General features: G+C 70.9%; 24 protein-coding genes. 13 read left to right on the top strand and 11 right to left on the bottom strand.

What is annotated here, in order from left to right; translation table 11 throughout:
- The first annotated feature begins 578 nt into the window (after positions 1 to 578).
- From ISP_RS41290 to ISP_RS41275, 4 genes are all read left to right on the top strand, one after another.
- Positions 579 to 884, top strand: a complete 306-nt coding sequence (locus ISP_RS41290) for a hypothetical protein (protein ID WP_014467715.1) — start codon at positions 579 to 581, stop codon at positions 882 to 884.
- Positions 885 to 1,791: 907 nt separating this feature from the next.
- On the top strand, positions 1,792 to 2,478 hold the full coding sequence (gene hpf, locus ISP_RS41285; RefSeq protein ID WP_013229726.1) for a ribosome hibernation-promoting factor, HPF/YfiA family: 687 nt from the start codon (positions 1,792 to 1,794) through the stop codon (positions 2,476 to 2,478).
- Between the two features lie 206 nt (positions 2,479 to 2,684).
- The gene (secA, locus tag ISP_RS41280; protein ID WP_013229725.1) at positions 2,685 to 5,579 is read left to right on the top strand and encodes a preprotein translocase subunit SecA; all 2,895 of its coding nucleotides are present in this window, start codon (positions 2,685 to 2,687) and stop codon (positions 5,577 to 5,579) included.
- An 82-nt stretch (positions 5,580 to 5,661) separates the two neighbouring features.
- On the top strand, positions 5,662 to 6,873 hold the full coding sequence (locus ISP_RS41275) for a cytochrome P450 (RefSeq protein ID WP_013229724.1): 1,212 nt from the start codon (positions 5,662 to 5,664) through the stop codon (positions 6,871 to 6,873).
- A 239-nt stretch (positions 6,874 to 7,112) separates the two neighbouring features.
- Here ISP_RS41275 and ISP_RS41270 read toward each other — a convergent pair whose 3' ends face one another.
- Positions 7,113 to 7,571 carry an Rv3235 family protein gene (locus tag ISP_RS41270; protein WP_013229723.1) on the bottom strand — a complete coding sequence of 153 codons (459 nt, stop codon included), beginning with the start codon at positions 7,569 to 7,571 and terminating at the stop codon, positions 7,113 to 7,115.
- A 188-nt stretch (positions 7,572 to 7,759) separates the two neighbouring features.
- Between ISP_RS41270 and ISP_RS41265 the strand changes: the two genes are divergently transcribed.
- Positions 7,760 to 8,131 carry an HAD-IA family hydrolase gene (locus ISP_RS41265; protein ID WP_013229722.1) on the top strand — a complete coding sequence of 124 codons (372 nt, stop codon included), beginning with the start codon at positions 7,760 to 7,762 and terminating at the stop codon, positions 8,129 to 8,131.
- A gap of 3 nt (positions 8,132 to 8,134) precedes the next feature.
- On the opposite strand, the gene ISP_RS41260 is transcribed toward ISP_RS41265, so the two are convergent.
- Positions 8,135 to 8,896, bottom strand: coding sequence for a TrmH family RNA methyltransferase (locus ISP_RS41260; protein WP_013229721.1), 762 nt, complete (start codon positions 8,894 to 8,896; stop codon positions 8,135 to 8,137).
- Positions 8,897 to 8,930: 34 nt separating this feature from the next.
- Between ISP_RS41260 and ISP_RS41255 the strand changes: the two genes are divergently transcribed.
- Together ISP_RS41255 and ISP_RS41250 are read left to right on the top strand one after the other, a co-directional pair.
- Positions 8,931 to 10,337 carry a WS/DGAT/MGAT family O-acyltransferase gene (locus tag ISP_RS41255; protein ID WP_013229720.1) on the top strand — a complete coding sequence of 469 codons (1,407 nt, stop codon included), beginning with the start codon at positions 8,931 to 8,933 and terminating at the stop codon, positions 10,335 to 10,337.
- On the top strand, positions 10,334 to 10,825 hold the full coding sequence (locus tag ISP_RS41250) for a DUF6912 family protein (protein WP_013229719.1): 492 nt from the start codon (positions 10,334 to 10,336) through the stop codon (positions 10,823 to 10,825). Before ISP_RS41255 ends, ISP_RS41250 begins: the two co-directional genes overlap by 4 nt.
- Here ISP_RS41250 and ISP_RS41245 read toward each other — a convergent pair whose 3' ends face one another.
- From ISP_RS41245 to rsgA, 3 genes are all read right to left on the bottom strand, one after another.
- Complete coding sequence (locus ISP_RS41245; protein WP_013229718.1) at positions 10,826 to 11,575, bottom strand: SCO4651 family lipoprotein; 750 nt, start codon at positions 11,573 to 11,575, stop codon at positions 10,826 to 10,828.
- Between the two features lie 70 nt (positions 11,576 to 11,645).
- A complete protein-coding gene (locus ISP_RS41240; RefSeq protein ID WP_013229717.1) occupies positions 11,646 to 12,530 on the bottom strand; it encodes an SCO4651 family lipoprotein in 885 nt (294 codons plus the stop codon).
- A 101-nt stretch (positions 12,531 to 12,631) separates the two neighbouring features.
- Positions 12,632 to 13,654 (bottom strand): ribosome small subunit-dependent GTPase A, encoded by a 1,023-nt coding sequence (gene rsgA / locus ISP_RS41235; protein ID WP_013229716.1) that lies wholly within the window; start codon positions 13,652 to 13,654, stop codon positions 12,632 to 12,634.
- Between the two features lie 177 nt (positions 13,655 to 13,831).
- Here rsgA and ISP_RS41230 point away from each other — a divergent pair, with 177 nt between their 5' ends.
- Complete coding sequence (locus tag ISP_RS41230; RefSeq protein ID WP_013229715.1) at positions 13,832 to 14,590, top strand: SOS response-associated peptidase; 759 nt, start codon at positions 13,832 to 13,834, stop codon at positions 14,588 to 14,590.
- Positions 14,587 to 15,195 (top strand): alpha/beta hydrolase family protein, encoded by a 609-nt coding sequence (locus ISP_RS41225; protein ID WP_013229714.1) that lies wholly within the window; start codon positions 14,587 to 14,589, stop codon positions 15,193 to 15,195. The genes ISP_RS41230 and ISP_RS41225 overlap by 4 nt, the downstream gene beginning before the upstream one ends.
- Before the next feature lie 141 nt (positions 15,196 to 15,336).
- Here ISP_RS41225 and ybaK read toward each other — a convergent pair whose 3' ends face one another.
- Positions 15,337 to 15,813 (bottom strand): Cys-tRNA(Pro) deacylase, encoded by a 477-nt coding sequence (gene ybaK / locus ISP_RS41220; RefSeq protein WP_013229713.1) that lies wholly within the window; start codon positions 15,811 to 15,813, stop codon positions 15,337 to 15,339.
- A gap of 192 nt (positions 15,814 to 16,005) precedes the next feature.
- Here ybaK and ISP_RS41215 point away from each other — a divergent pair, with 192 nt between their 5' ends.
- Together ISP_RS41215 and rsrA are read left to right on the top strand one after the other, a co-directional pair.
- Positions 16,006 to 16,629: a sigma-70 family RNA polymerase sigma factor gene (locus ISP_RS41215; protein WP_013229712.1), complete on the top strand. Its 624-nt coding sequence runs from the start codon at positions 16,006 to 16,008 to the stop codon at positions 16,627 to 16,629.
- Positions 16,626 to 16,946 carry a mycothiol system anti-sigma-R factor gene (gene rsrA, locus ISP_RS41210; RefSeq protein ID WP_013229711.1) on the top strand — a complete coding sequence of 107 codons (321 nt, stop codon included), beginning with the start codon at positions 16,626 to 16,628 and terminating at the stop codon, positions 16,944 to 16,946. Before ISP_RS41215 ends, rsrA begins: the two co-directional genes overlap by 4 nt.
- A gap of 67 nt (positions 16,947 to 17,013) precedes the next feature.
- Here rsrA and ISP_RS48450 read toward each other — a convergent pair whose 3' ends face one another.
- Positions 17,014 to 17,088: a 50S ribosomal protein bL37 gene (locus ISP_RS48450; RefSeq protein ID WP_098515123.1), complete on the bottom strand. Its 75-nt coding sequence runs from the start codon at positions 17,086 to 17,088 to the stop codon at positions 17,014 to 17,016.
- A 74-nt stretch (positions 17,089 to 17,162) separates the two neighbouring features.
- On the opposite strand from ISP_RS48450, the gene ISP_RS41205 reads away from it, so the two are divergent.
- Positions 17,163 to 18,683: a sensor histidine kinase gene (locus ISP_RS41205; RefSeq protein ID WP_013229710.1), complete on the top strand. Its 1,521-nt coding sequence runs from the start codon at positions 17,163 to 17,165 to the stop codon at positions 18,681 to 18,683.
- A 355-nt stretch (positions 18,684 to 19,038) separates the two neighbouring features.
- Here the strand turns inward: ISP_RS41205 and ISP_RS41200 are convergent, their stop codons facing one another.
- Complete coding sequence (locus tag ISP_RS41200; RefSeq protein ID WP_003059797.1) at positions 19,039 to 19,293, bottom strand: WhiB family transcriptional regulator; 255 nt, start codon at positions 19,291 to 19,293, stop codon at positions 19,039 to 19,041.
- A 274-nt stretch (positions 19,294 to 19,567) separates the two neighbouring features.
- Complete coding sequence (locus tag ISP_RS41195) at positions 19,568 to 20,494, bottom strand: diacylglycerol/lipid kinase family protein (RefSeq protein WP_013229709.1); 927 nt, start codon at positions 20,492 to 20,494, stop codon at positions 19,568 to 19,570.
- Positions 20,495 to 20,844: 350 nt separating this feature from the next.
- Between ISP_RS41195 and ISP_RS41190 the strand changes: the two genes are divergently transcribed.
- Complete coding sequence (locus ISP_RS41190; protein WP_013229708.1) at positions 20,845 to 21,315, top strand: membrane protein; 471 nt, start codon at positions 20,845 to 20,847, stop codon at positions 21,313 to 21,315.
- Between the two features lies 1 nt (position 21,316).
- Here the strand turns inward: ISP_RS41190 and ISP_RS41185 are convergent, their stop codons facing one another.
- Together ISP_RS41185 and ISP_RS41180 are read right to left on the bottom strand one after the other, a co-directional pair.
- Positions 21,317 to 21,799, bottom strand: coding sequence for a GNAT family N-acetyltransferase (locus ISP_RS41185; RefSeq protein ID WP_013229707.1), 483 nt, complete (start codon positions 21,797 to 21,799; stop codon positions 21,317 to 21,319).
- Between the two features lies 1 nt (position 21,800).
- Positions 21,801 to 22,388 carry an acid phosphatase gene (locus tag ISP_RS41180; RefSeq protein ID WP_013229706.1) on the bottom strand — a complete coding sequence of 196 codons (588 nt, stop codon included), beginning with the start codon at positions 22,386 to 22,388 and terminating at the stop codon, positions 21,801 to 21,803.
- Positions 22,389 to 22,467: the final 79 nt, after the last annotated feature.

The following is a 22,467-nucleotide window of genomic DNA, read 5'->3' as shown; positions in this document are numbered from 1 at the left end:
CGTGCTGCGCCCGCTGCGAGGACGTGTGGGGCGCGGCGCGGGAACTGGTGCGCGCGCCCACGGCGGGGTTGGTGCGGGTGTTCGCCCTGGCCGGGTACCGCGGGGTGGGCCGGAAGCTGTTGATCGCGTACAAGGAGCGCGGCCGTCGTGACCTGGCGCCGTCGTTGGGGCGGGCCGTGGCGGAGGCGGTGGCGGTGCTGCCGTTGGGGCAGGCCGCGCCTGGGGGATCGGGTAAGGCTTCGGCGGGGTTCGGGGGAGCTTCGGCTCGGTCGGGTGCGGTCTCGGTTGGGGCCGGTGGAGTTCCGACTTGGTCGGGTGGCGGTCCTGCTGGGTTCAGGGGAGCTTCGACTTGGCCGGGTGCTCGTCCGGCTGGGGCCGGTGGAGCTTCGACCTGGCCGGGTGCCGGTCCGGGGCGACCGGGCGGCGCTCATCCTGCTCCGACGCCTCCCTCAGGCGGGGCCGATCCGGCCTCGGCGCGCGCCGCACCCCCGAACCCGGCGGCACCGCCGGCCCGGGCGATCTGCCTGGTCCCGGCCCCGAGCCGGCCTTCGGCGGCACGGGTGCGAGGGGGCCCGCACGTGGAGCGCCTGGCCCACGCCGCGGCGAGCGTCCTTGCGGCGCGGGGCGTGGAAGTCGTCGTCGCGCCGGCGTTGGAGCTGGCGGGTGCAGCCCGCGATGCCGTCGGCTTGAGCCGCGAGCAGCGCATGGCCAACCTGGCCGGCCGCCTGCGGTTCCGGGAGGCCGGGCGGCCGCCGCCGGGATGCAGCATCGTGGTCCTGGACGACGTGATCACCACCGGGGCCACGGCGGCCGCCTGCACCAGAGCCCTTGCGGCGGCGGGAGTTACGGTCTCCGCCGTCCTGACCCTGCTGGCAGCCGGCTGAACCGGCCGGGCTCGCCGCCGTGCGCTGAAAACCGACCCATGGGCACCACTGTGGACCTTCCTGGGAAAGCGCGCACGTCGGCAAAGCAAACCGAAGGTCGAGGCGCGGCCCGTTCAGCCCGGCGCTCCCGGCCGACCTGCGGCGGCCTCGTCCGGGTCGGTCAGGTCCTGGCCGTCGAACCCGGGAGAACGCCGGAAACAACCCTCGGAACTCACCGGAAACAAACCCCGCAACACGCCGGAAACAACCGTGGTACCGGTTCCGCAGCTCACCTCGAACTCACGCCCGCGACCCGCTCCGCAACCAACTTCTCCCCAGCTCAAGCGGAAAAAAGCCGCACCGGGAAGCACTTCTCGCGCTCGGGTGAACCTCGCATCACCTACACGAGTGACAGTCGGCGGGAACGCGAGCGGACCGGCGCCCGTTGTCCGGGCATGAGGGTGTCGATCACGATCACTCGGCCGCCACACCACTCCACCGGAGTGGCGGCTGCGGGAGACCGGGCTGTCACCCTCGGCGTCCACCAGCAGGCAGCGATGCGCCGTCCGTGTGAAAGCACGGTCACCGCGCCGCGTCCGACCAGCGGGTGTTTTGCGGTGCCCACTTCGCGATCACTGCGCGGGGTGACCGAGTCCCATCCCCTGACATCCCCCGGCTCGGGGGCTGTTGTAACGGGCGTGGGGAAGCTAACGTGCTCCGCAATCAGCAATCCCCGCAGGCAGGGAGGTGACGAGCCCATGTCCCTGGCGCCGGAGGTGCGCTGAGTCCGCGCTCGGTCACCGGAACGAGACGTCGTCCACCGTTTCCGAGTTCCTTCTCAGCCCGCGATCCGGGCTCACGTCCCCGCAATACCGGCGCCGTGTGTGAACACATCAGCTCGCAGTCATCTCAGCGAGGGAGGTCGTGTATGGACATCGTCGTTAAGGGCCGCAACGTGGAGGTGCCCGACCACTATCGGGCACTTGTCAGCGAAAAGCTGGCCCGCCTCGAGCGCTACGACAGGAAAGTCATCCGGTACGACGTGGAACTGTTCCACGAACCCAACCGGCGCCAGGCCAAGAGTTGCCAGCGCGTCGAAATCACCGGAAAGGGGCGAGGCCCGGCCGTACGCGCTGAAGCGTGTGCCGCCGACTTCTACGCGGCGCTCGATTCCGCAGTCACCAAGCTGGAAAACCGGCTGCGGAGGACGCACGACCGGCGGCGCGTGCACTACGGCCGCAGCCGTCCGGAATCGGTCGCCGAAGCGACCTCGGCACTGCCGGGTGGTGGATCCCCTGCCGCAGCCAGTCCCGCCGCGCGTACCGCGGTGTTGGACGCACCCGAAGCCGAACCTCAGCCGAACGGCTTCGCGAGTGCCGAAGAATTCCACCTGCCCCAGCAGCAGAGCTGGGCCGACGACGACCTGGGTCACCAGCCCGGCCGCGTCGTCCGCGAGAAGCAGCACACCGCCGACCCCATGACGGTGGACCAGGCTCTCTACGAGATGGAACTGGTCGGCCACGACTTCTACCTCTTCAACGACTCCGACGCGGGCCGGCCCAGCGTGGTCTACCGGCGGAAAGGCTTCGACTACGGCGTGATCCGGCTCGGCTGAGCCGGGCTCGAAGGAGGCCTGCCGGAGGGTCCGCACGCGCTCGCGTGCGGGCCCTCCGCATGTCAGGACGTACGGCGTGTGCACACGACGGCCACCGTTCCCTACGATGGGGGTGGGAAGGTGGCGCCGAACTCGGCCGCCACCGCGGGAGAACCTGCCCGGGACCGGCCTGGGCGTGCTCATATTCAGCTAGTGAGGTCGACCGGATGGTGCTGAACCGCCTGCTCCGCGCGGGTGAGGGCAAGATGGTGAAGCGGCTGCGCAACATCGCCGATCACATCAACACCCTCGAAGACGACGTCAAGGACCTGACCGACGCCGAGCTGCGGGCCAAGACCGAGGAGTTCCGCAAGCGGAACGGCGACGGCGAATCCCTCGACGACCTGCTCCCGGAGGCCTTCGCGGTCGTCCGGGAGGCGGCCAAGCGGGTGCTGGGCCAGCGTCACTTCGACGTCCAGCTGATGGGCGGCGCGGCGCTGCACCTCGGCCAGGTCGCCGAAATGAAGACCGGCGAGGGCAAGACGCTCACCTGCGTCCTCCCCGCCTACCTCAACGCCATCCCCGGCAAGGGTGTCCACGTCGTCACGACGAACGACTACCTGGCCAAGCGCGACTCGGAGTGGATGGGCCGCATCCACCGCTTCCTCGGACTCGAGGTCGGCGTCATCCTTTCGGAGCAGCAGCCGGACGTGCGGCGCGCTCAGTACAACGCCGACATCACCTACGGCACGAACAACGAGTTCGGCTTCGACTACCTGCGCGACAACATGGCGTGGAGCCTCGACGACTGCGTGCAGCGCGGGCACAACTACGCCATCGTCGACGAGGTGGACTCGATCCTCATCGACGAGGCCCGGACGCCGCTGATCATCTCGGGCCCGGCGGACCAGTCCTCGCGCTGGTACGTCGAGTTCGCGCGGCTCGTCCCGTTGATGAACGGCATCGACACCACCACGATGGGGTCGCGTGAGCGGGTCGAGAAGACGAATCTGATCAACTCGAAGTACCACTACGAGATCGACGTCCGGAAGCGCACGGTGGCCGTCACCGAGAAGGGCGTCCGGTTCGTCGAGGACCAGCTCGGCATCGACAACCTGTACGAGGCCGCGAACACCCCGCTGGTCGGCTACCTGAACAACGCGCTGAAGGTCCAGGAGCTCTTCCACCGCGACAAGGACTACATCGTCCGCAACGGCGAAGTCATGATCGTCGACGAGTTCACCGGGCGCATCCTGCACGGCCGCCGCTACAACGAGGGCATGCACCAGGCGATCGAGGCCAAGGAAAAGGTCGAGATCAAGGCCGAGAACCAGACCCTCGCGACGATCACGCTGCAGAACTACTTCCGGCTCTACGAAAAGCTGGCCGGCATGACCGGTACGGCCGAGACCGAGGCCGCGGAGTTCCACCAGACCTACAAGCTGGGTGTGGTGCCGATCCCGACGAACCGGCCGATGATCCGCGTCGACCAGGCGGACCTGATCTACAAGACCGAGCAGGCCAAGTTCGAGGCCGTCGCCGAGGACATCGCCGAGCGGCACGAGAAGGGCCAGCCGGTCCTCGTCGGCACCACGAGCGTCGAGAAGTCCGAGCACCTGTCGAAGCTGCTGGTCAAGCTGAGCGTCCCGCACGAGGTGCTGAACGCGAAGCACCACGACCGCGAGGCGCTGATCGTCGCGCGCGCCGGCCAGAAGGGCGCCGTCACGGTCGCCACGAACATGGCAGGCCGCGGTACCGACATCGTGCTCGGCGGCAACCCCGACCTGATCGCGGACCAGGTGCTGCGCGAGCGCGGCCTGGACCCGGTCGAGCACTCCGAGGAGTACGAGGCCGCCTGGCCCGAGGTCCTCGAGCAGGTCAAGGCGGAGTCGAAGGCCGAGGGCGAAGAGGTCCGCGAGGCGGGCGGCCTCTACGTCCTGGGCACCGAGCGGCACGAGTCGCGCCGCATCGACAACCAGCTCCGCGGTCGTTCCGGCCGGCAGGGCGACCCGGGCGAGTCCCGCTTCTACCTGTCGCTCGGTGACGAGCTCATGCGCCGCTTCAACGCGACGATGGTCGAGCGCGTCATGACGACCATGCGCCTGCCCGACGACGTGCCGATCGAGCACAAGATGGTCTCCAAGGCCATCAAGAGCGCGCAGACCCAGGTCGAGCAGATCAACATGGAGCAGCGCAAGGACGTCCTCAAGTACGACGAGGTCATGAACGAGCAGCGCAAGGTGATCTACGCCGAGCGCCACCGCGTCCTGGCCGGCGAGAACCTGCGCGACCAGATCGAGGGCATGCTCGTCGACGTCGTCAACGCCTATGTGGACGGTGCGACGGCCAGCGGTTACGCCGAGGACTGGGACCACGAGAAGCTGTGGACGGCGCTGAAGACGCTGTACCCGGTGAGCATCGAGTGGGACGACCTCATGGAGGACGGCGACCTCGATGAGAACTCCCTGCGCGAGGCGCTGGTCCAGGACGCCCGCAACGCCTACGACAAGCGCGAAGCGGAGATCAACGCGCTCGTCGGCCCCGAGGGCATGCGGACCCTGGAGCACCAGGTGATGCTGACGGTCCTCGACCGCAAGTGGCGCGAGCACCTCTACGAGATGGACTACCTCAAGCAGGGCATCGGCATGCGGGCGCTGGCGCAGCGCGACCCGCTGATCGAGTACCAGCGCGAGGGCTTCGACATGTTCCGCGCGATGCTCGACTCGCTGAAGGAGGAGGCCGTCGGCTTCCTGTTCAACCTGCAGGTCGAGCGCGCCGAAGCGCCGCCGGCCGAGGAAGCCGCGGCGTTGCCGACGGGCGTCCCGACGGGCAACGGCCAGACAGCTGCGTCCTCGGAAGGCCGGCACGCGCGTCCGGCGCCGCCGCAGCCGCCGACGACCGACACCGAGTCCGTCCCGGCCGCCCTGCGCGGCAAGGGCCTCGGCGGCGGTGGCCAGCAGCCGGGCATGACGCTGTCCGGCCCGGGTGAGGACGGCGAGGTCGAGTCCCACGCCGAGGGCGCGGCGCAGGCCGCGAGCGGTGGCGCCGGCGGTACCCGCCGGGACCGCCGTGCCGCCCAGCGCGACGCCGCCAAGAAGGGCAAGAAGGGCCCGCGTCGCTGACACTGTGTGACCGGTGACTATGTAACAACCGGGGCGCGCGGCTGGTCCGCGCGTCCCGGTGTCATGAACGGGGGAGGGCTTGGTGACGTCGGCGGATCCGCAGGAGTTCTTCGCGTTGTTCGCGCCCGAGCGGCGGCCGGACCCGTACCCGGCGTACCGGCGGTGGCGCGAGCGGTGGCCGGTCGCGGCGCTGAACGAGCGGATGTTCGTGGTGAGCGGCCTCGCCGAGGCGACGCAGGTGCTGCGCGACCCGGCGTTCGGGCACCCCGAGCCCGAGTACCTGGATCCGGCGGACCGCCTCCCGGACCAGCCGGTCGACGAATCAGGTCGCGTGGTCCGGGCGTTCCTCTCGCTGAACCCGCCGGACCACACACGCCTGCGGCGGCTGGTGGCGAAGGCGTTCACCCCGCGGATGGTCGAGCAGCTCACGCCGCGCATCGAGGAGATCGCGGCCGCACTGGTCGCCCGCGCGCCGGCAGAATTCGACGTGATGGCGGCGCTCGCGAAGCCGTTGCCGGTCGAGGTGATCGCGGAACTCCTCGGCGTACCGCTGGACGACCGCGAGCGGTTCGCCGAGTGGTCGCACGCGATGGCGCGGGCGCTGGACCCGCCGTTCCTGCAGCGCCCGGAGACGTTCGAACCCGCGGTCAGGGCACGGCAGTCGTTCGTGGGCTACTTCCGCGAGCTGGCGGCCCGACGCCGGCGCGAGCCGGGTGACGACCTGCTGTCGGCCCTGGTCGCGGTGTCCGACGCGGGCGACGTGCTCACCGAGGGCGAGCTGCTGGTGACGCTCACGCTCCTGCTGATCGCCGGCCACGAGACGACGACGAACCTGATCGGCAACGGGGTCCTGGCGCTGCTGCGCGGCCCGGACGGCCTGAAGCCGCTGGGCACGGACGGCGAGAACGCGGCGCGGGTGGTGGAGGAGGTGCTGCGCTACGACTCACCGGTCCAGCTGACGGCTCGCACGGCCCTGCGCGACGCGGAGCTGGGCGAACTGGCGGTCCCGGCGGACAGCCAGCTGATCATCGTGCTCGGCGCGGCCAACCGCGACCCGGCCACGGGCCCGTCCCCGGAATCCTTCGACCCGGCGCGGGAGCCGGGCCGGCATTTGGCGTTCGGCCAGGGCATCCACTTCTGCTTGGGTGCGCCATTGGCGCGGTTGGAGGCCCGAATCGCATTCCGCGAACTGGCTCGCCACCGCCCGGGCCTGACATTGACGGGCACGCCGGAGTGGAACCCGACGACAACCTTGCGCGGCTTGTCGGCCCTTTCCGTGGCGAGCGGCGGTTAGGTTCCGGCGCGCTGATCCGACCGGCCGCGACGACAAGGTCGCCCCGGCGGACCGCGCCGGGGCGGCGCGGCGCGGTCCCGTGGGCGGTGGATGTGGCGCGCCCCTCCGCAAGCCGTCGGGAGCGGTCGGCGCCTCTGTGCCTCACCTCGCCGCTCGTTCGGCCGGTGGCGAGCGGCTCCGCCTCTCCGCCTGAGCTCGCCGCTTTTCGACCGGCGGTGAGCGGCCGCCACCTCGCCGCCTCATGCGGCTCGCCGGATCGGCTTGGCCGGCTGCTGCGGTTTCAACAGTGCGAACCGGACACACCGCCAGCCCGTGGGGGTGCGGGTGAAACGGGCCGCCAGCGCGAACGACCGGCCGTCCGCCTCCACGCGTGCGCACGCCTCGACCACCTCCGGGGCCGGGGTGCACGTGTGGACCGTCTGCGTCCGGTGCCGTGGCCTTGTCCTGCGTGGACCGATGAAACCCGCGTACACCTCCGGCGCTACCAAGGCGCGGACCTGCGCCGCCGGGCGGCGGCCGTCGTAGGCCTCCAGCAGCATGTTCAGCAGGTGGCCCACCTCGCCCGCATCGAGCTGCCTCGGCGCCGGGGACCGCGCGTCGCCGCGGTGGTGCTCCCGCGATGCCGCCCATTCCGGACGGTCCGCCCGGCGAGGCGCCTCGCAGTGGATCAGCGTTCGCAACCGATGTTCCTCGATCATTTCCTTCCCTCCCTGACTCGGCTATTCGCTTAGAGGGGGAACGGACCGGAAAGGACACCGGAATCGCACGATCCGGGCGAGAACCGCCGAAGCCGTGGATTACCGGCGACCGTTGCGGTAAGCCGACCGCGGCGGCGAGACACCGCCTCGCCGCCCCGGCTATGGTGTGCCGGGTGTTGAAAGGGCTATTGGTCGATTTCGCCGGAGTTCTCACCGATCCCGACGCCGGCCGGTTCTACGACTACCTGGCGGCCGCACGCGAGCGCGGCGTCCGCACTGCGCTGCTGTCCAACGCCCCCGGGGCGTCGGACGAGGTCAAGAACACGATGTTCGACTATTTCGACGCGCTGGTGTTTTCCGGTGAGGTCGGCGTGGCCAAGCCGGACCCGGCGGTCTACCTGATCGCGGCCGACCGGCTCGGGCTGCCCGCCACGCGCTGCGCGTTCGTCGACGACTCCGCCACGAACATCCGCGGCGCCGTCGAGGCGGGCATGGTCGGGGTGCACCACCGGTCGGTCAGCGAGACGCTGGGCGAACTCGCCGTGCTGTTCGCGGGGTGAGGGTCAGCGCGCGCGGCGGACCAGCTCGAACGACAGCACCGCGGCGGCGGCCGAGACGTTCAGCGACTCGACGTCACCCGGCATCGGGATCGACAGCCATTCCGTGACGAGCTCGCCGACCTCCGCCCCGACCCCGGCCGTCTCGCCGCCGAGGACGAACGCGGCGCGCTGCGGCAGGTCGACGTCGAACACCGTCGTGCGAGCCGACGCGCCCAGCGCGTAGAGCCCGAAGCCGGCTTCGGCCAGCATCTCCGCGGCCTCGCGGGCCGAGCCGCAGCGCAGCACCGGCGCGCGGAACGCCACCCCGGCCGACGCCTTGACCACCAGCGGGTCGAGCGCCGCGACGCCGCGCCGGGGCACGATCACCCCGTCCAAGCCGGCCGCGGTCGCCGTCCGCAGGATCATGCCGACGTTCGCGGGCGTGGTGATGCCGTCCAGCAGCAGCACCCGCGACGGCGGGCGCCGGTCGGCCAGTGCCGCGGAAAGCGCTCGCATCCGCGGGGCCAGGACGTCGGCGAGCACCCCCTGGTCCTGCTTGCCGTTCCCGGCGAGCACCTTGACCCGGTGGGCGCTGGCGCGCTGCACCGGCACGCCGGCCGCCTTCGCCGCGCGCTGGATCTCCGCCGCGCCGGGCCCACGGGCGGTGTCGGCGAGGATCACCTTGTCCACCCGCAGGCCGTCGTCCGCCAGTGCCTCGAGCACCGGCTTCCGGCCGTACACGGTCAGGAAGCGGTCCTTCGGCGAGATAGTCGACTCATCACCCACACCCAGCAGTCTCGCACTGTGTAAGGATCGCCCCATGCCCGACCGCCTTTCCGCGCTGGACGCCTCGTTCCTCTACCTCGAGGACCACGCGACCCCGATGCACGTCGGCGGCGTGGCGATCTTCGAGCGGCCGCGCTCCGGGTTCGGCTACGCCCAGCTCGTCGACCTCATCGGCGGACGGCTGGCCTACCTGCCGCGGTACCGGCAGCGCGTACTGGACGTGCCGGGCCACCTGGCGCGTCCGGTGTGGGTGGACGACGTCGACTTCGACCTGAACTACCACATCCGGCGCTCGGCGCTGCCCCAGCCGGGCAGTGACGAGCAGCTGTTCGACCTGGTCGCGCGCCTGATGTCGCGGCGGCTGGCGCCGGAGCGGCCGCTCTGGGAGGCGTACTTCATCGAGGGGCTGGCCGGCGACCGGGTGGCACTGGTGACGAAGACCCACCAGTCCGTTGTGGACGGTGTCGGCACGATCGACCTCGGCCAGATCGTCCTCGACCCGGCGCCGGCCGAGCCGGAGCCGTTCGAGGACATCTGGACGCCGCGCCGCGAGCCGAGCCGCACCCAGCTGGTGCTGGACGCGATCAGCGAGGGCGTCCAGCGGCCGGGCGAGGTGGTGGAGAACGTCCGGTCGGCGGCGAACGACGCGTTCGCGGCGGCGGGCAAGTTCGCCGAGACCGTCGGCGGGGTGGCGTCGACGCTGCGCACCCTGGTGAGTCCGGCGCCGCCGGGGCCGCTGAACGTCCGGGTGTCCGGCGGTCGCGTGTTCGGCGTGGTCCGCACGCGGCTGGAGGACTTCCGCAAGATCCGCGCGGCGCACGGCGGCACGGTCAACGACGTCGTCCTCGCGGCCATCACGGGGGCGCTGCGCGAATGGCTGCTTTCGCGCGAGGTCCAGCTGACGCCCGACACGACGATCCGCGCGCTGGTGCCGCTGGCGGTCCGCGACGCGGAGACCCCCGCGTACTCGACGCCGGGGCTGGTCGGCAACCAGGTGGCGGCGTACCTGGTGGACCTGCCGGTCGGCGAGCCGAACCCGGTCCTGCGGCTGCAGCACATCGGGCACGCGATGGCCGAGCACCTCGATTCGGGCCGTTCGGTGGCGGCGCGCGGCCTGCTCAAGGTCGGCGGCTTCGCCCCGGCTACCCTGCACTCCCTCGGCGCGCGAGCGGCGGGGTCGCTGTCCGGGCGCATCTTCAACGTCATGGTGACCAATTCACCGGGCCCCCAGGTGCCGATGTACGCGGGAGAGGCCAGACTGGTCGAGATGTTCCCGGTGATGCCGTTGATGCGCACCCAGGCGCTGGCGATCGGGGTGACCTCCTACCACGGCGGCGTCTACTTCGGACTGAACGGCGACCGCAAGGCCGCGTTCGACGTCGATCTGGTCGCCGGGATGATCGAAGAGTCCTTGGAAGAGCTGAAGGGTGCGCACTGGTGAGGGTTTATCTGCCTGCGACCATCGCGATGCTTCGCGACCTCGAGACATCGGGGGAGTTCCGCGCCCGCAGCGGAACGGCGTTCGCGCTGACGCCGGCGTTGCGTGAGGCGTACGTGAGCGGGTCCGACGAGGAGCTGGAGTACGCGGCGTTGCTGGACGCGGCCCGCGCGTCGCTGCGCCTGATCGCGGCCGAGGAGAAGGGCGAGCCACGCCGGGTGGTGGTCTCGGCGGACGTCGAGGGCCTGACTTTGCGCCCGGACCTGGACGCACCGGTGGTGCGGATCGGCGGCCCGATCCCGTTGTCGGCCGTGGCGGCGATCCACGTGGACGCCCCCGAGGCGGCCGAGGCGGTGGCCGCCGCGGCGGCGGTGATCGACGCGGCGGACCTGGGGGATCCGGACGCGGAGTTCACGTTGGGGGACGCGGAGGACCACGAGCTGGCTTGGTACGCGCCGCAGGAGCTGCCGTTCCTGCTCGAGCTGCTCTGACTAGCCGACCTCGTCCGCCGGCGGTGGCTGGACATCCACCGGGGTGCCCCAGTCCGTGTACCGGGTCGTGATGCGGGCCTCGCCCTGCAGGATCGGCGACAGGTCGAGCACGATCTGCAACGGCCGGTGCGTCTCGTCGAGCCACAGCTCCACCGGGAACTTGCCGCCCACCCGGCCCGCCGCGTCCGCGGGCAGCCCCGCCGGCAGGTCGGTGCCCAGGCGGGCCAGGTCCAGGTCGACGCGGTAGTGCTCCGCGGCCACTCCGCTCAAGTCCGTGCGCTCGGCCGCGACGATCGTGCCGGCCGTCCGGATCTCGCCGAGGGTGTGCGCCGGGTCGTTCTGCGCCGCCAGCTGCGTCAGGCTGGCTCCGAGGACCTGGGAAAACGGGTCCGTGCCGTCCGCCGCGACCGCCACCCACGGCTTGCCGGTGCCGACCTCGTCGCGCGCGCCTTCCGGCACCTTCGCGTACAGCTTCCCGGCCACCAGCCGCAGCTCCACCGGCTCGCCGAGGAAGTCCGTCGTCATCACCTGGGCCGTCCCGGCGGCGCCGAACCGCGCCTGGCCCTGGCCCTTCGAACGGACCGAGCCGACCGCGACGTCCGTGCCGAACTTCGCCGAGCCGCCGCTCGTCGTGGCCGTCGTCGCGGCGTCGGCCAGCGCTCGCGCGTCGTCGAACGCCGGACGTCGCGGCGGGTCGGAGCACGCACCGGCGAGCAGGACGAACAGCAGCACCACGGCGGCTTTGCGCATGGCGCCAACAAAAACACAGCGGCTCCCCCGATCTCGTTCGGGGGAGCCGCCGCTACTCAGCGTCGTCCGGTCAGCGACCGGCCTTCTTCAACAGCTCGCCGAAGTCGACCACCTGGTCGGCGGGCGGGGCCGTCACGTCGACCTTGGTGCCCCAGTCGCTGTACTTCATCGTGAACTTCGCGTCGCCGGCCGGCACGCCCATCGCCTGCATCATCGGGCCCTGGTCCATGGTGACCTGCACCGGCAGGTTGTCCTTGTTCAGCCACAGCTCGGCCGGGAGCTTGACGTCCTTGCCCTTGAGCAGGTCGGTGACCTTGTCGCGCGTCGCGGCCGGGAGCTGGCCGGTGAACTGGTCGACGGCCTTGGCGACGTCGAGCTCGACTTTGTAGTGGTTGACCTTCTCGCCGTTCAGCTCGGTCTGGTCGGACGAGATGATCCGGCCCGCCTTGGAGATCTGGTCGAGCATCTTGCTCGGGTCGCTCTGCTCCGCCGACTGCGACAGCGCGCCGCCCATCGCCTGCGACAGCGGGTCGGTGCCGTCGGCCGAGATCTTTGCCCACGCCTTGTCCGTGCCCAGCTGCTTCTGCTGCTCGGCGGGCAGCTTGATGTACATGACCTTGTCGACCAGGCGCATCTCGGTGGTCTGCCCGGCCTCGGTGCTCGTCATCGAGAACCGGGTGTCCGTCTCGTCCATGGCCATCGCGCCGGTGGCGCTCAGCGTCTGGCCGGCGGCCGAGCCCTCCATGGTGAACTTCGCCGACTTCGACTTCACGGTGTTCTGCTTGGACGCCGACGCCAGCTGGACCGCGTCGGTGAACGGCGAAGCGAGGCCGGCGGACTGGTTCTGGCCGCCCGCGGCGGCCGGTTCGGCGGTGCCGGTGGCGGAATTGCCGCTGCACGCGGTCAGCGTGAGCACCAGCGCGGCGCCCGCGGCGACCAGAGTGGTCTTGCGCATCGAGTTCCCCTCAGAATCGGATCTTCCGCTCGGCATATCGCCTGATCGGGTGGTTGGTTACCGATACGACGGTGACGATCGGCGATCGGTTCCCGGTTGTCTCAGGACTCAGTGGCGCGGGTCACATCGTGGCCGCCACGTGAGGCCAGCAGGCGCCGCAGCGACGCGAGCCGCTCCGGGCTCGCCTTCCCTTCGGTGACGACGTCGTCGAGCGCGCAATCCGGGTCCTCGGGCGCGCCAAGGTGCCCGCAGCCGGACGGGCACTCCTCGGCGGCCGCGGCGAACTCCTCGAAGGCGTCCACGATGTGGTCCGCGGTGACGTGGGCCAGCCCGAACGACCGCACGCCGGGGGTGTCGATCACCCAGCCGCCGTCCGGCAGCGGCAGCGCCACGGCCGCGACGGACGTGTGCCGCCCCTTGCCGACGCCGCTCACCACGCCGACGGCCAGGTCGGCGTCCGGGACCAGACGGTTGACCAATGTCGACTTGCCGACACCGGAGTGGCCGACCAGCGCCGTCAGGCGGTCTTTCAGCAGCTCGTCGAGGCCTTCGGGCTGTTCGTCGTACCGGCTGACGATCACCGGGATGTCGAGACCCGCGTAGCCGGCCAAGAGCTCGTCCGGGCTGGCCAGGTCGGCCTTCGTCAGGCACAGGACTGGCTCGACGCCCCCCGCGTAGCAGGCGACGAGGCAGCGGTCGATGAAGCCGGTGCGCGGCGGCGGGTCGGCCAGCGCGGTGACGATCAGCAGGCGCTCGGCGTTCGCGACGACCAGCCGCTCGTACGGGTCGGTGTCGTCGGCCGTGCGCAGGAGCGAACTGGTGCGCTCGTCGACGCGGATGATCCGCGCGAGGGTGTCCGGCTTGCCGGAGACGTCCCCGACGATGCCGACCCGGTCGCCGACGACCACCGGTGTCCGGCCCATTTCGCGGGCCCGCATGGCCGTGATGACCTGGCCCGGATCGGCGTCGATCGCGCAGGTCCAGCGGCCGCGGTCCTTGCCGATGACCATGGCCGTGACGGCGTCGGCGTGCTCGGGACGGCGCTTGCTGCGGGGCCGGGTGCCCTTGCCTGGACGCACCCGGACGTCGGACTCGTCCAGCTTGCTCCAGTCGTTGCGCGCCAAACCCGTCGTCCTCTCGTGTGCCGGTGCCCACCCGAATGATCCCACGCCGCTCGCCACGGCCCTGGCCTGCGTGTAACGATGGCGTCCCGGACGATTCGGCATCCCGCTTCGGGGGTCCGGGTGGCGGAGCCCCCGGCACGGGGCGAAGCCCCGGTTGGCACAGAGAGGAGGTTGGCCATGTGCGGGCGCTACGCCGCCACGAAGGACCCGGCGAAGCTGATCGAGGAGTTCGACGCGATCGACCTCACCGAAGGCCACGCGCGCGCCGACCACAACGTGGCGCCGACGAAGAACGTGGTCACGGTCGTGCAGCGGCACCCGCGTGACGAAGACGGCCAGGTCCTCGAGGACGAGCCCGCCGAGCGCTCGCTGCGGATGATGAAGTGGGGCCTGGTGCCGTTCTGGGCCAAGGACCCGTCGGTCGGCTCGCGGATGATCAACACGCGCGCCGAGACGGCCGCCGAGAAGCCCGCCTTCCGCCGCGCGCTGGTGTCGCGCCGCTGCCTGGTGCCCGCCGACGGCTGGTACGAGTGGCGCCGCACGGGCAAGGAGAAGGAGCCGTTCTACATGACGGAGCCGGACGGTTCCTCGATCGCGTTCGGCGGGATCTGGGAGAGCTGGCGGCCCAAGGACGACGACAAGGCGGCGCCGCTGATCACCTTCTCGATCATCACGACCGACGCGGCAGGCCAGCTCACCGACGTCCACCACCGGATGCCGCTGATCGTGCCTCGCTCCCATTGGGACGGCTGGCTGGACCCGGACCGCGAAGACGTCACCGACCTGCTGGTGCCGACGCCGGACGACATCGTGGCGTCGCTGGAGCTGCGGCCGATCTCGAGCAAGGTGAACAACGTCCGCAACAACGGGCCCGAGCTGCTGGAACGGGTCGACCCGGCGCAAGAGGGCGCCCTGTTCGACGCGCCGAAGTCATGACGGCCATCCCGATCGAAACCGCCTACGGCCCGGCGCGGGTCTACCTGCACTGCGCCGAGGAGGGCGAGGCGGTGCTCATGCTCGGCCACGGCGCGGGCGGCGGCCTCGCGGCGAAGGATCTGGTGGCGGTGACGCGCGCGGCGCAGGCCGCGGACGTGCACGTGGCGCTGGTCGAGCAGCCGTACAAGGTGGCGGGCCGCCGCGCGCCGGCCCCGGCGAACCAGCTGGACACGGCGTGGCTGACGGTGGCCGACGACCTGTCGGAGCGCTTCGACGGCCTGCCGTTCGTGTTCGGGGGCCGCTCGTCGGGCGCGCGGGTGGCCTGCCGGACGGCGTCGGCCGGGCAGGCGGTGGCGGTGCTGTGCCTGGCGTTCCCGGAACACCCGCCGGGCCGGCCGGAGAAGACGCGCCAGCCGGAGTTCGACGCGGTCGAGGTCCCCACCCTGGTGATCCAGGGCGAGCGCGACCCCTTCGGGCGCCCGAAGCCGGGACCGCACCAGGAGCTGGTCCTGGTCGACGGCGACCACAGCCTGGGCAAGGACCTGGAGACGGTCTCGCGCGCGGCGACCGAGTGGCTGTCGCGGGTGCTGCGGCCGCTGGCCTGAGTTGTCCACAATGGCGTCGGTTGTCCACAGATTTGCCGAGGGCCGGGTTTTGCGCCCCTGCCGCCGATAGGCTGGACAGGGGCCGCCCCCCAGGGACGGGCGGGGGCTGTCCGGTTGCTCCCTGGGTGGTATTTCTGCAGGTCAGGCCCCGATCGGCGCCACCACGGCGCCGGTCAGCCGGATGAGCTCAGCAGGTGCCAATTCCACTTCCAGCCCCCGCCGGCCGGCCGAGCAGAACACCGTCTCGAACCCCTCCGCCGAGGCGTCGATCACCACCGGGAGCCGGCTCCGGTGGCCCAGCGGTGAGATCCCGCCCAGCACGTACCCGGTCGCCCGCTGGGCCGCCGCCGGGTCCGCCATCTTCGCCTTCTTGCCGCCCGCCGCGGCCGCCAGCGCCTTCAAATCCAGCTGTCCCGTGACCGGGACCACGCCCACCACGAGCCGGCCGTCCACCTCCGCGACCAGCGTCTTGAACACGCGGGCGCGGTCCAGGCCCAGCGCTTCCACCGCCTCCAGCCCGTACGACTCCGCCCGCGGGTCGTGGTCGTAGGCGTGCAGCGTGTGCGCCACTTTTTGCTTCACCAGCAACGCCGTCGCCGGGGTGCCCTTGCCAGCCATGGCGGAAGTCTAGGGAATGCCCGATCACCCCGATCGGTTGTACCGGACGTGACAACAACGCTCGCCACCACACGCTCACGCAGCCGCCGCAGTTCCCAGGCACCGGCGAACCGCGGCGTGCCCGGTCCCCGCGTAAACTCGGGTCCGCCGTATGCGCGCACGCGCATCGACGCCGAGCGGGAAGGGAACGGTTTGCCGAGCACGCAGAACTCAGCGCCGGAAGAAGCGACCGAGGCCGAGCGCGCCGAGCGTTTCGAGCGGGACGCGATGCCGCTGCTCGACCAGCTGTACTCGGCCGCGATGCGGATGACCCGCAACCCCGCCGATGCCGAGGACCTGGTCCAGGAGACCTACCTCAAGGCGTACGCGGCTTTCGCCTCCTTCAAGGCGGGGACGAACCTGAAGGCCTGGATGTACCGCATCCTGACCAACACCTACATCAACGGCTACCGCAAGCGCCAGCGGCAGCCGGTGCAGGCGCCCACCGAGGAGATCACCGACTGGCAGATCGCCAAGGCGGAGAACCACACCTCGAGCGGGCTGCGGTCGGCCGAGGTCGAGGCGATGGACAACCTGCCCGACACCGACGTCAAGGCCGCCCTGCAGAAGCTGCCCGAGGAGTTCCGACTGGCCGTCTACCTGGCCGACGTCGAGGGCTTCGCGTACAAGGAGATCGCCGAAATCATGGACACCCCCATCGGCACCGTGATGTCCCGCCTGCACCGCGGCCGCGCCCAGCTGCGCGACCTGCTCGCCGACGTGGCGCGGGAACGCGGTTTCATCCGGGGTGCCCAGGAGGAGGTGGCGGGGCGATGAACGACATGTGCGAGGGCGCGTCCGACAAGGTCCGCTGCGAAGAGGCGCTCGCCGACATCTACCTGCTGCTCGACCGCGAGTGCAGCCCCGAGCGTGACGCCGCGCTGCGCTCGCACATCGAGGACTGCCCGCCGTGCCTCGAGGAGTACGGCATCGACGAGCACCTCAAGCAGCTGCTGGCCCGCAAGTGCGGCGGCGACCACGCCCCGGCCGAGCTGAAGAGCCGGCTGCGCGCGTCGATCCGCCAGACCGTCGCCACGCGCGGCGGCGTCACCGTGGAACGCACCGAGATCACCGTCGAGCAGCGCTCCGAATAGCGCGCCTGAGCACGACGAAGGCCCCCACGCTGATGTGTGGGGGCCTTCGTCATGCCGACGCCGGGAATCAGGCGTTGGGCTTCTTGCCGTGGTTCGCGCCGTTCTTCTTCCGGTCGCGACGCTTGCGGGCGCGCTTCGACATGTTCACTCCTCGTCGTCAAAGCTGGTCAACCTCTCAAGTGTGTCATGACGTCCCGCTCTGGTTGGATGGGGTGCGTGTCCACGCTCGCCGAACTGCTCGCCGACAACACCGGCCTCCCCGGAGAGGCCGCGGACCACCTGCAGACCGTCGTCGCGGAGTGGCAGCTGCTGGCCGACCTGTCCTTCGCCGACTTTCTGCTCTGGGTCCCGGTGACCGAGGACCTGCAGCCCGACGGCGGCGACTTCGTCTGCGTCGCGCACGCGCGGCCGACGACGGCGCCGACGGCGCACCCCGAAGACGTCGTCGGCACGCGGTTCACGGTCCAGGAGCACCCGCAGCTGGCGAAGGCCATGCGCGAGGTGCGGATCTGCCGCGAGGAGGACCCGCACTGGTACCGCGACCTGCCGATGCGGCGTGAGGCGATCCCGGTGCGGTTCCACGACGAGGTCGTCGCCGTGATGAGCCGGGAGACGAACCTGGCCGCGCCGCGCGTGCCGTCGCCGTTGGAGATCGCGTACCTGGGCAGCGCCGGCGACCTGTGCCAGATGATCGTCGACGGTACGTTCCCGCCGAACGGGACGAATGCGACGGACACCCACACTTCGCCGCGGGTGGGGGACGGGCTGATCCGGCTCGACTCGAGTGGCACGGTCGTGTTCGCCAGCCCGAACGGCCTGTCCGCCTACCACCGGATGGGGCACGAGTCCGACCTGGTCGGCACCCGGCTGGCGCCGCTGACGCGGTCGCTGATCCGCGACCCGTTCGACGCCACCGAGGTGTCCCACCGGATCATCGAGGCCCTCGACGGGAAGCCGTCGAGCCGCACGGAGGCCGACTCGCGACGCGGCGCCGTGGTGCTGTTCCGCGCGCTGCCGCTGCGGCCGGCCGGGCAGGCGGCGGGCGCGCTGGTGCTGGTCCGCGACGTCACCGAGGTGAAACGGCGTGACCGCGCGCTGCTGTCGAAGGACGCGACGATCCGGGAGATCCACCACCGGGTGAAGAACAACCTGCAGACGGTGGCCGCGTTGCTGCGGCTGCAGTCCCGGCGGACGTCGTCGGAGGAGGCGCGGCTCGCTCTGGCGGAGTCCGTGCGCCGGGTGACGTCGATCGCGCTGGTGCACGAGGCGCTGTCGATTTCGGTGGACGAGCGCGTCGACCTCGACAAGCTGCTGGACAACGTGCTGCCGATGGTCGGCGAGGTCGCCACGGCGGAGTCGCAGGTCGGGCTGTCGCGGAAGGGCTCGTTCGGGGTGGTGGTCGCGGAGATCGCGACGCCGCTGGTGATGGTGCTGGCCGAGCTGGTGCAGAACGCGATCGAGCACGCGTTCCCGGCGGGCCGGTCGGGCAAGGTCGAGCTGATCGTGGAGCGTTCGGCCCGCTGGCTGGACGTCGTGATCCGCGACAACGGCCGCGGCCTGCCGGCGGGGTTCTCGCTGGAGCGGTCCGACGGGCTCGGGTTGCAGATCGTCCGGACGCTGGTGGAGTCCGAGCTGCGGGGCTCGCTGTCGCTGCGGAAGGTGCGGCCGGAGACGTCGGCGACCCGCGTGACGGGGACGGAAGCCGCGCTGCGCATCCCGCTTTCCCGCCGCCTCTGACTCGTGTCGTCCCTTCAATCACGCGTGTCGACTCCCTGAACACGCGAGTTGGCTTCTCAATCACGCTGGTGCCTTTCGGCCGTGTGATTGAAAGGTCATCGCGTGTGATGGGGAGGTCGACACGGGTGATTGGGGGGACGACACGATGAAGGCCCGGCACCAGGTGCGTGGTGCCGGGCCGTTCAACGTTTTGCGGGAGACTTGAAGTCCCGGTGAGGTTTTACCGCACCCGTCGCCAGGTGGTTTCGCCTCGGTTGTTAAGCTCAGACCGGGTAGGTATCACCCCAGACGGCGTGGGCACGACAAATGCCCGCCGGGTGAAATTCCTGCTCGGCCTGGGTGGATCTCGAGAAACTTAGGCGTTGGTCCGCGTGCCGATGTGCGTACGGCGGCGCTTGAGCGCGCGTCGCTCATCCTCGCTCATGCCGCCCCACACGCCCGCGTCCTGGCCGCTGGCCAAAGCCCAGGCCAAGCAGTCGGAAGCGACGGTGCAGCGGTGGCACACGGCCTTCGCCTGCGTAACCTGCGACAGAGCCGGACCGCTGGTTCCCACCGGGAAGAACAGCTCGGGGTCCTCGTCTCGGCAGGCCGCGTCGTGGCGCCAGTCCATGTTCGTGAGCTCCTTCATATGGCGCGGGAGGGCCGCGCCACAGTCGTCAATGGCGGTCGTGTTCTTGGGTGCTTGTGAATGCTTTCACGAAGCACCGCTTTCGACAAGGGTTTCCGGAAGATCGGTGAGTCAGGTCACCCGGCCGAGCGACCCCTCTGACCTGCGGTTTCTCTCCGAAACAGCCGCCCGAAGGGAAGGCTGATGCGCTGAGTGGAGCTTCTCCGTCGACGAACGGCACCTGGCACTTATCCGCAGGCGATCAGGTGTCCCGCCGTCACACGATCACCGTGAGTGCGTTCGGGACGCTGAAGAATTCCACTCGGGTCCGCTGGCCGACGAGGTCGCCGTCCACCTGGAAGTTTACCGGTTCAGCTGCGTCGATGCGGATCATCGGCAGGTCATCGTGACGCACGAGACGTCGGCCGCGCTGGTTGCTCTTCGTAGTCAAAGCTTGGCGTACATGCTTGAACACCGTGGGCAACCCCAGACCGTTCAACGCGAACAAACCCAATCCCGTCTCGAACGAGCAACCCGGGTTGAGGTGGATGGCTCGCTCACCCAGGTAGCTCCACGGATCGGTGTTCGACACGAAAGCGGTCAACGCCTCGGCGGGTTCCGCGCCCGGGATGCGGATCGTGAGGGCGGGCCGTCCCAGCGGCGGCCGGAAGTAGGAGCGGACGGCGGCCCGCATGTAGAGGCCGGCCGTCGTCTGCTTGCCGCGGCGCTTGGCGACCCGGCCGACGACGTCGGCGTCCCAGCCGAGGCCGGAGTTGAAGGTGAACCAGTGGCCGTCGGCCAGGCCGAGCCCGACCCGGCGCGAGCGGTCGTTCTCCAGCGCGTTGAGCAGCTGGTGGGTGGCCTCGAACGAGTCCGCGGAGATGCCGAGGGCGCGGGCGAACACGTTGGCCGAGCCGCCGGGGACGACGCCCAAGGCCGGTACGTGCCCGATTTCGGCGGGGTCGCCGTCGGCGTCGGCGAGCAGGCCGTTGACGACCTCGTTGACCGTGCCGTCGCCGCCGTGCGCCACGACCAGGTCGATGCCGTCCCGCGCGGCCGAGCGCGCGACGGCCATCGCGTGGCCGCGGTAGTCCGTCTCGACCACGTCGAGCTTCACCTGGCTGGCGAGCGCGTGCGCCAGGACGTCCCGGCCACCAGCGGTGGTCGAGGTGGCCTGGGGGTTCACGACGAGGATTGCGCGCATTACCGCAGAGTAAGTGACTTCCGGCGGCCCGAGAACCTTCCGGCGCCGCATGGTGACGGGCGCAACCCCGGGGAACAGCACCTTCGAGACCCTGTGCCGGGCGGTCCTCCTTCGCACGCGAGTGTCCGCTCGTCGTGACAAGTGCACCCGGGCCGACCGCCCGCTCATCGACGACACCTGAATCTTCGGTGCCCGGGCGGTCCCGCGAAAACGGCCGACCGGGTGGCATACGATCGAATTGGCTCACGCACGGTGACTCGCCCTGGTCGAGTCCACTGTGCTCCCGCAAACCTGTGCTCCCGCAAAGCACCCCGCCCCGCACCCGCCAGTCCGTCCGGAAGGCCGCCGCAGTGAAGTTCTCGCCCGCTCCCCGCGAGGTCCGGCTGGCCGGTGCCGTGACCGCGGTGCCGTCGCTCGCCCTGCTGGTGTTCGGGGTGATCGTGCTGGTGAACGGCCTGCGGTCGCCGGCCCAGCCGGGCAACAACGTCTTCGTCGAGTCGGGCACGTTCATCGTGGTGGCGCTGGCGTTCCTGGCGGCGTCGGCCGGGCTGGTGCTCGGCCAGACGTGGGCGCGCTCGCCGGGTGTGGTGATCGCGCTGATCGTGGTCGGCCTCGGCTGGTACCTGCTGGGCCCGTCCGGTGAGCCGGCGTGGGGCGTGCCGGTCGCCCTGCTGGGCATCGCGGCCCTGGTCCTGCTGTTCCGCCGGCCGGCCCGGGCCTGGGCGCTGGGCCTGCGCGAAGGCGAGTCCGAGACGGAAGCCGCCGAACGCGGTGGCCTCGCCGGCCGCCGCGCCGAGCGCGAAGGCCACGAAGAAGACTGAGTTACGCCTGGGCGGCCAGGGCGCGCAGCGGGGCGTCGGTGAGGCGGTTGACCGTCCACTCGTCCATCGGGAGCGCGCCGAGGGCCTTGTAGAACTCCGTCGCCGGGTTCCAGTCCAGTACCGACCACTCGAGCCGCGCGTAGCCGTTGGCGACGCACTCGGCCGCCAGTGCCGCCAGCAGGGCCTTGCCCAGGCCGGAACCGCGGTGGGACGCCCGCACGTACAGGTCCTCGAGGTAGATCCCGTGCACCCCGCGCCAGGTCGAGAAGTTGAGGAACCAGACCGCGAAGCCGACGATCTCGCCGTCCACTTCGGCCACGTGCCCGAACAGCTTCGGCGCCTCGCCGAACAGCGCTTCGTGCAGCTGCGCTGGCGTCAGGTGGCACTCGCCGGGTGCGCGCTCGTACTCCGCCAGGTCGTACACCAGGCCGACGGCCGCCTCGACGTCGTCGGGGCGGATCCGGCGGATGCGGTCGTCGGGCACGTCAGTCCTCCGCGGGCAGCAGGTTGAGGTGTTCGATCTGGGGTTCGCCGCGCTCGTCGCCGAGCACCGCGATGCCGGCCGCGTCGAGTCCGAAGTGGACGCCGGCGGTGGCGGGCAGGCCGAGCCAGCGGGCCACCAGCACGCGGCTGAAGTGGCCGTGGCCCACCAGGATCACGTCGCCGGCTTCGCAGGCACGCCGGGCGCGCTCCAGCACGCGATCCGCGCGGGCGGAAACGTCCGAAGCGCTTTCGCCGCCGGGGCTCGGGTGCGTCCACACCGTCCAGCCCGGCACGGTTTCCCGGATCTTCGGCGTGGTGACGCCTTCGTAGTCGCCGTAGTCCCACTCGGCGAGGTCCTCGGTGACTTCGTCGACGCGCAGCCCGGCCAGCGCGGCCGTGCGCAGCGCCCGGGCGCGCGGGCTCGACAGCACCAGCGACGGGCCGCCCACCAGGCTGCGGAGGGTGCCGCCCGCGGCGCGCGCCTGGCCTTCGCCCGCCGGTGTCAGCGGGATGTCCGTGCGGCCGGTGTGCCGCCCGTTCAGCGACCATTCGGTCTGCCCGTGCCGGAGGAGGAAGAGACGGTTGGTCACGCGGCCGAATATATCCGGCGGTTTGCGCGGCGGCTGGCCGTCTGGTTGTCTACTGAGCGGTAGCTTAGCTCGAGGAGAC

It is taken from the genome of Amycolatopsis mediterranei (genome assembly GCF_026017845.1).
GTDB lineage: Bacteria > Actinomycetota > Actinomycetes > Mycobacteriales > Pseudonocardiaceae > Amycolatopsis > Amycolatopsis mediterranei.
The sequence above is the reverse complement of the archived record's forward strand: the minus strand, read 5'-3'. Positions and strand labels throughout refer to the sequence as shown.